Consider the following 682-nt stretch of genomic DNA (forward strand, 5'->3'; position numbering starts at 1 on the left):
ACGTTGTGGCACATTTTTTAAAAAAGATATGAGAATACTACTAGTATTTTTACTGATTTGTTTTTTTCCAAAAAATGCATTTGGCCAGGAAACAGATTTAGAAAAAATTGTCATTATAGATTCCTTAATTTCAGTAATTCCTGAAAATCCGTCCAAAGATTCCAGTTTTAAAATTATTCAAAGCTCTGGATTGATCTGGAAAAGATCTTTATTATTCTTTAAAAAACAAATTGGAGGTTTCCACGAAATTGTCATTTATAAGGAAGGCAATATCTACCTTGTAAAGATTATTGAAAAAATTAAAAATACTTCTACTGTTCAAAATTATTATTTCAACCATAATCAATTAATCCGATATAATGAAAGAAGAGAAAGACTAGAAAAAAAGGAATTGATTATTGATAATGAAATTTCAACATATTTTGATTCAGATAGACCTATTGTTATAACCGGGAATGAGAATTTAATCGTTGACGAAATATTAGAATTTTCCGAAGAAAGGAAATCTTCATGGAAGGCATTTATATTAGACCGTTATTAAAAACGATGCCACAACATCGGTTAACGAGCAAATAGCGGCAGCCCTTTCAAAAAGACATTTTTGACTACCTTTAAAAAGATAACTTAACCGATAAATAAACGTTTCCAAAAACCGCTACTTGCGTTAACCGGGAACGTTGTA

Annotated in this window: 1 protein-coding gene; it reads left to right on the forward strand. The window is 29.5% G+C overall.

The annotated features are described in order from the left end of the window. Nucleotides 1-541: hypothetical protein (locus ACFQ1G_RS01075; protein ID WP_380736391.1), on the forward strand; the 541-nt coding region annotated here is incomplete at its 5' end. Nucleotides 542-682: the final 141 nt, after the last annotated feature.

This window comes from Salinimicrobium gaetbulicola, assembly GCF_042676025.1.
Classification (GTDB): Bacteria; Bacteroidota; Bacteroidia; order Flavobacteriales; family Flavobacteriaceae; genus Salinimicrobium; species Salinimicrobium gaetbulicola.